The organism is Parvibaculum sp., from assembly GCF_039680535.1.
In the GTDB taxonomy this organism is placed as follows: domain Bacteria; phylum Pseudomonadota; class Alphaproteobacteria; order Parvibaculales; family Parvibaculaceae; genus Parvibaculum.
In genome coordinates, this window is record NZ_JBDKSS010000032.1 from 1 (window position 1) to 4,835 (window position 4,835).

A 4,835-nucleotide genomic window follows, 5' to 3' on the forward strand; every position below is an offset into this window, starting at 1 on the left:
CTAAGAGCGCCGAGCGCATCAGCCCCGCGATGCGCGGCGGTCCGTCGATGACGACATGATCGGCGGTGAGCGCGATCTCGGGCGCCTCGCGATGGAGCGTGTCGCGCGCGAGACCCACCACGCCGAAGAGCCGAGAGACGTCCTCCCGCGCCCGCTGCTGCGACCAATCGAGTGCCGAGCCCTGCGGGTCGGCATCGATCAGCGTGACGCGCTTGCCGTGCAGCGCCAGCTCGCCGGCGAGATGAAGCGCAAGCGTGGTCTTTCCGACGCCGCCCTTCTGGTTGAGCAGAGCGACGATCATCTCTTCCCTCCCGGCTTGCGACCGAAGGGCAGCGACGGCTGTCGTGCTGGTGGCTCGGAGGCCTGCGCAGCGGAGGTGGCGCGTTTATCCGCAGATCGCGCGGACCAACAACAAGAGTTAGATTCTGAGTTAGACTCTAAGTTAAGGCCTGGAATCGCCGTTTCCGGCCAAAGCGTTAGCTGCGGTTCGTGCGTGCGAAGTCCCGATAGGGCTGCGCGCGGAGTCCCGATACCCATTGCGTGCGAAGTCCCGAGCGCTTCCACAGCCCCATCCACAGGCGCTGTGGATAAGTGGGCGGGCAGGATTCGGAGTAGCTCGCGCCGGCCATCGCGCTCGATGCGCAAGCGATAGCCGGGCAGCGGCTGGCGAGCGGCGATGCGCCGGATCTGAAGCGCGAAATCGGAGACGCGCACCAGGCTTCCGGACTTCTGGTGGAGATGCGCAATCTCGAACAGCCAACCCTTGGGCTGGCGGCCGGCATGCTTGCGGGCGACGCGATAGAGCCAGCGTTCGATGCCGCCGGTCAGCCGGAAATACGTGGGGTCGATGGCGAGGACGAGCGAGCGATCGATGACGCCGCGGTAGAACCAATCGGGAAGTACGAACTCCATGCCCTCGACGCGACCGTCGCGCGTCGTGCATTCCTCCCACTCGTTGATCCAGGAGAACTGGTGCCGCTTCCAATGCTCGCCGTTGCGGATGGTTGTGCGGATGACGGTCGACTGCAGGCGGGCGAGCGCACCTTTCAAGAGCTTGTAGTCGCGGGCGCCCGTCTGCCGTCCGATCGCTGTGAGGAGCTGGTAGGGCGTGAAGCGCAGGAAGCGCGAGGTTTTGAAGCCGAGGTTTTCGGCCTCGACGATCTGGCTCGCCGCCCAGATCAGCACGTCGGCGTCCCAAATGGTCGCCATGCCGTGTTCGGGCACGGCGTAGACCTCGACGCGGACATCGCCGGCCGCGTAGTGGATGGGAGTTGTGCGCCGGGCTTTAGCGAGCGAGAAGAACGGCCGCTCCATCAAGTCGCGCTGATCGCGCGGGCTGGCGTCGCCGGTGGCGACGACGAACGGGTCGAGCTTGCTCCGTTCGCTGGCTGTGATGGGGCGGGGCGACGACATCGACGAGCGCCGCTTCAACGATGCACGTGGCCGGCGGCGCGGGCCTCGACGTATCGAGGATCCGACGTCGAGCGACAGGCCGCCTGGTCGGCCCAGGCTTCGAGATCGCCCACCGCATAGACGACGCGACCGCCGAGCTTGCGGAAAGTTGGACCGCTGCCGTGGCAGCGATACTTTTCCAGCGTGCGCGGTGAGATGCCGAGGATGCGCGCCGCCTCATGGGTTCTGACGTAGCGGGCGGCGAGCTGCGCGGACCTGTCGAGCATAGGAAGCCTCCGTGTTGCCTCGAAGCGCCGCGGCAAAGTCGCGGCATGTCGAGGTCACGGTGGCGGAGGGGCTGGGCGTTGGGGGTGGACGAAGATTTTCGGAAGGTTGTGTCCCCCTTCACGCGGCAATGAGCGGACGATTGTCCAATTCGTCACGGGCAAGGCGGGAATGAATGGTGGGGCAGTGCGCGCTCAAGGCCGGTATGTGGCTGATCAGCCGCCGCGCAGAAATTTGAGATAGCCGCGTTCGACGAGTGCAATCGAGTCGTGGATCAGACGGTTGGCCGAGCGCCGGGCGTGAGAGTCTTTCCACTCGACCGATGGAAGTTGGGCCTGTTCCGAGCGCAGGATCTTTTCCGCGACGTCGCGAGGGCCACCGCCCATGTCGTGAATGTCGAAGGCATGGAGAAGCTGAACGAGACGGCGCTTGCGTTGCGTCGTCAGTCGCAGAGCCTGGGGGAGAAGGCCGATGGTTTGGCCGCTCAGCCGGCGTATGAAGCGCGATGCGACGTCGAGCCGAAGATCGACCGATACGACGCCGATAGGCAGGAGAATCATGGGGCGCCGAGCGGCCAGATCGCTGCTGAGCCGGATGTGGAGCTCGCCCGACCCATCGACGATGACGACCTCCCGGCCCTCGTCATCGGTTCGGTCAGCGACAATCGAGCCGAGTTGGGATGGGTCGAGGGCCACAGGGGCGAACCCGCTCGGCGCTGCATCGAGCAGCAGCGTGCCGGGCGATAGTTCTGGCAGCCAGGTGACGGGTTCGGAGCCGACCGGAATGCTCGGGTCGTGGGCGAAACCGCAACCCCCATCGTCGGGCGAAATCCGCACGAGCGGACTCCGCATCGACATGATCGCGCGCGATCTGGCGCTGGATTTGGGCGTAGTCACGCCGGTATTCGGCGTTGCGGCGCAGGAATTCGACGGCGAAGCCGGGGCGTTCGAGGCGATTCAAGTGATCGATCGTCTCCGGCGAGCGCCAATACTGTGTGGGCATGGCGTTTCCTCTCGTCTTGCTCCCCTATTCGGAGAGCTTCAAACCATCCGGAAACGCAGGCTTTGCGCTAGACCCTATGATTGCATCGCGCGCGACGACAACCCGTACAACGGATTTGCGGCGGCTTACTGCGCTCGTGGCTGAAGCAGGTGCCGATAGCCGGTTTCGGTCATCCAGCGGGCGCGGGCCAGGTGGCTTTCATGGACGATTTTGGCACGGCAGGGCTCTTGCGCCGGATCGAGGCCGAAGAGCACCAGCACGACCTCTCGCCAGTCAGCGCCCTCTTCCTCGGCCATCAGCAACCGTAGGTATATCGCCAGATGTTGCTCATCATAGGCGTTCACGCGGTCGGTAAGCGGCGGCCGGTCACAGAAGGGCGCCTCGGTCATTGCGATCTTTCCCCCGTCGAGATCAAAGCAATGGAGTAGGAATTCATTTACCGCAAATTTTGACAGACTTCGCGCCTGATTAAGCCGGTGTCGTGATGCTTATGGCGCATCACGTTGCTCAAATTGACGGTGCAGAAGCAGTCGAGACCAGGGATGGATAGCATACCCCGCGGACGAATCGGAATGATCGTTCCTGGAACGATGATTCCGATATCGGCTCCATCGTCGCCATGGATCTCAAGGAGGTCGTGGCGATCAATCTGCGTCGGTTGCGTCATGCGAAAGGAATGACGCAAGAAGAGTTGGCCGAACGGGCCGGGTTGAGCGCCCGGTACATTGGCGCGATCGAGCGCGCCGACGTGTCGGCGAGCGTCACGGTGCTGGGTCAGGTAGCCGAAGCGCTGGAGGCGGAGGCGGCCGAGTTGGTGCGAGGCCCTCATCGAAAGGGCGACTCGGCGGTCTCGGCCGAGCCTCAAGAATAGCGTCTTCGCGCCGTGCGCCTCTGGGTTCGACCTGGGCCGACGGCGGTCGAGGAACTCTCGCAAAATAGAAGCGATGCCCCGCCCGGACCAGCCGGACGGGGCATTGTAGGCGGGGTCAGTCGCTCCGGCGGCCGTTGGGGCGGGACCAGATCAGGCTGTAGCCTTCACCCTCTTCGTCGTCGAAGAGGTTGGCGAAGATCGGGGCGGTGAAGCTCGGATCGTCGAGCTTGAGGCCCAGATAGTCGCGGCCCTCGTTGGAGCGCTTGGCCCAGGCGGCGCCGATCTCGACTCGGCCGACATAGACGCGGTGGCTGGGGCTGTTGTCGCCGGAGCGGGTGGTTTCGGGGACGATCCGGACGTTCTTGGCCTGGACCGAGAGGGTGACGATTTCGCCGGTGAATTCGTTCGAGCCGGTCTTCTTGAAGGTGCCGATGGTCGCCATGGTAGTTCTCCTTGATCTCTGTTTCCGAGCCCGCACCATTGCGGCCTCGATGGTGATCGAGGGGCCGGAGGCGATCGACGGCGCACCCCGAAGGGGCTCGACAGCAAAGGAGGGACTTTCTTGTCTCGCGAGGAATGACGGCGCAGCCGGCAGGGGAAGAAAGTTTTGACGCCGCTGTTGCGCCATAGGCGGTCGAGGCTTCAGCCGGCCTTCGGCCAGATCAATCCATCGAAGAGGCCGTTCGGTGCGCTCGGCCTGACAGAGCTGACATCAAGGGGAACGTGGCGACTTTCGAGTCGCCGCAAGCTCCGGCCGGTGAAGGCGACGGCGATCCGAGCCCTGTCCTGGCTGCCAACGGATTTCCCGTTTCGAAGCCCAAGCTCCGGCTGCACGCTCCATTTCACACGACTTGTAGGCCGGGTCTCGCCGCCGTCACCATCTGGTCCAAGCGCTCAGACGACCGCCATGACTCCGGCGACTCTGCGATGGCGGGCTGAACTTCACCGCCGAAGCCGCTCTCTGGTCAGCTTCGATGACGGGGACTGCCGGGGGCCCGGATGCCTGATCTGACCCCGCCCCGCCGACGCGACGGTGTCAGCCCCGCGCCAAGCCCTGTCCGGCCGGTCCGGGCGTGGCCATTCCGGTGAAGCGAACGAACGCCGTGACGCTGACGGCGATCGCGCCGATGACGGCGAAGATCGTCTGCCACGTAGGCGAAGGCATAGCCATCTGGGCGATTCCATGCGTGGCGCTGTAACCGGCGACGGCGGCGGGCGCGACGTAAAGGAGGATGATCAGGAGCCGAAGCCACGTCCACGGCACAAAGGCAAGCGCGAGCTGGCC

At 64.7% G+C, this 4,835-nt stretch carries 7 protein-coding genes and 2 pseudogenes; 1 reads left to right on the plus strand and 8 read right to left on the minus strand.

The window, feature by feature from the left end:
* The 6 genes and pseudogenes from ABFC66_RS16845 to ABFC66_RS16870 all read right to left on the minus strand — a co-directional run.
* The coding region (locus tag ABFC66_RS16845) for an AAA family ATPase (RefSeq protein WP_346742141.1) at positions 1–301 on the minus strand (301 nt) is incomplete at its 3' end.
* Positions 298–1,413 carry a replication initiator protein A gene (locus ABFC66_RS16850; RefSeq protein ID WP_293459864.1) on the minus strand — a complete coding sequence of 372 codons (1,116 nt, stop codon included), beginning with the start codon at positions 1,411–1,413 and terminating at the stop codon, positions 298–300. The genes ABFC66_RS16845 and ABFC66_RS16850, both read right to left, overlap by 4 nt.
* A 14-nt stretch (positions 1,414–1,427) precedes the next feature.
* A complete protein-coding gene (locus ABFC66_RS16855) occupies positions 1,428–1,679 on the minus strand; it encodes a helix-turn-helix domain-containing protein (RefSeq protein WP_293459866.1) in 252 nt (83 codons plus the stop codon).
* A gap of 213 nt (positions 1,680–1,892) precedes the next feature.
* Positions 1,893–2,573 carry a DUF2285 domain-containing protein gene (locus ABFC66_RS16860; protein ID WP_346742142.1) on the minus strand — a complete coding sequence of 227 codons (681 nt, stop codon included), beginning with the start codon at positions 2,571–2,573 and terminating at the stop codon, positions 1,893–1,895.
* A pseudogene (locus ABFC66_RS16865) lies at positions 2,527–2,679 on the minus strand (DUF6499 domain-containing protein); the annotation flags it as partial. The gene ABFC66_RS16860 and the pseudogene ABFC66_RS16865, both read right to left, overlap by 47 nt.
* A gap of 125 nt (positions 2,680–2,804) precedes the next feature.
* Positions 2,805–3,068 carry a DUF2285 domain-containing protein gene (locus tag ABFC66_RS16870; protein ID WP_188582764.1) on the minus strand — a complete coding sequence of 88 codons (264 nt, stop codon included), beginning with the start codon at positions 3,066–3,068 and terminating at the stop codon, positions 2,805–2,807.
* 230 nt (positions 3,069–3,298) lie between these two features.
* On the opposite strand from ABFC66_RS16870, the gene ABFC66_RS16875 reads away from it, so the two are divergent.
* Positions 3,299–3,550 carry a helix-turn-helix transcriptional regulator gene (locus tag ABFC66_RS16875; RefSeq protein WP_293459872.1) on the plus strand — a complete coding sequence of 84 codons (252 nt, stop codon included), beginning with the start codon at positions 3,299–3,301 and terminating at the stop codon, positions 3,548–3,550.
* 115 nt (positions 3,551–3,665) lie between these two features.
* On the opposite strand, the gene ABFC66_RS16880 is transcribed toward ABFC66_RS16875, so the two are convergent.
* Positions 3,666–3,992 (minus strand): DUF736 domain-containing protein, encoded by a 327-nt coding sequence (locus ABFC66_RS16880; protein ID WP_307273754.1) that lies wholly within the window; start codon positions 3,990–3,992, stop codon positions 3,666–3,668.
* Between the two features lie 594 nt (positions 3,993–4,586).
* Positions 4,587–4,835 (minus strand): annotated as a pseudogene (locus tag ABFC66_RS16885) (hypothetical protein); the annotation flags it as partial.

What these genes read in the sequence shown, in the direction of transcription:
- ABFC66_RS16855 (WP_293459866.1), bottom strand. Translation starts at nt 1,679, where the DNA reads ATGCTCGACAGGTCCGCGCAGCTCGCCGCCCGCTACGTCAGAACCCAT.
- ABFC66_RS16880 (WP_307273754.1), bottom strand. Translation starts at nt 3,992, where the DNA reads ATGGCGACCATCGGCACCTTCAAGAAGACCGGCTCGAACGAATTCACC.
- ABFC66_RS16870 (WP_188582764.1), bottom strand. Translation starts at nt 3,068, where the DNA reads ATGACCGAGGCGCCCTTCTGTGACCGGCCGCCGCTTACCGACCGCGTG.
- ABFC66_RS16875 (WP_293459872.1), top strand. Translation starts at nt 3,299, where the DNA reads ATGGATCTCAAGGAGGTCGTGGCGATCAATCTGCGTCGGTTGCGTCAT.
- ABFC66_RS16850 (WP_293459864.1), bottom strand. Translation starts at nt 1,413, where the DNA reads ATGTCGTCGCCCCGCCCCATCACAGCCAGCGAACGGAGCAAGCTCGAC.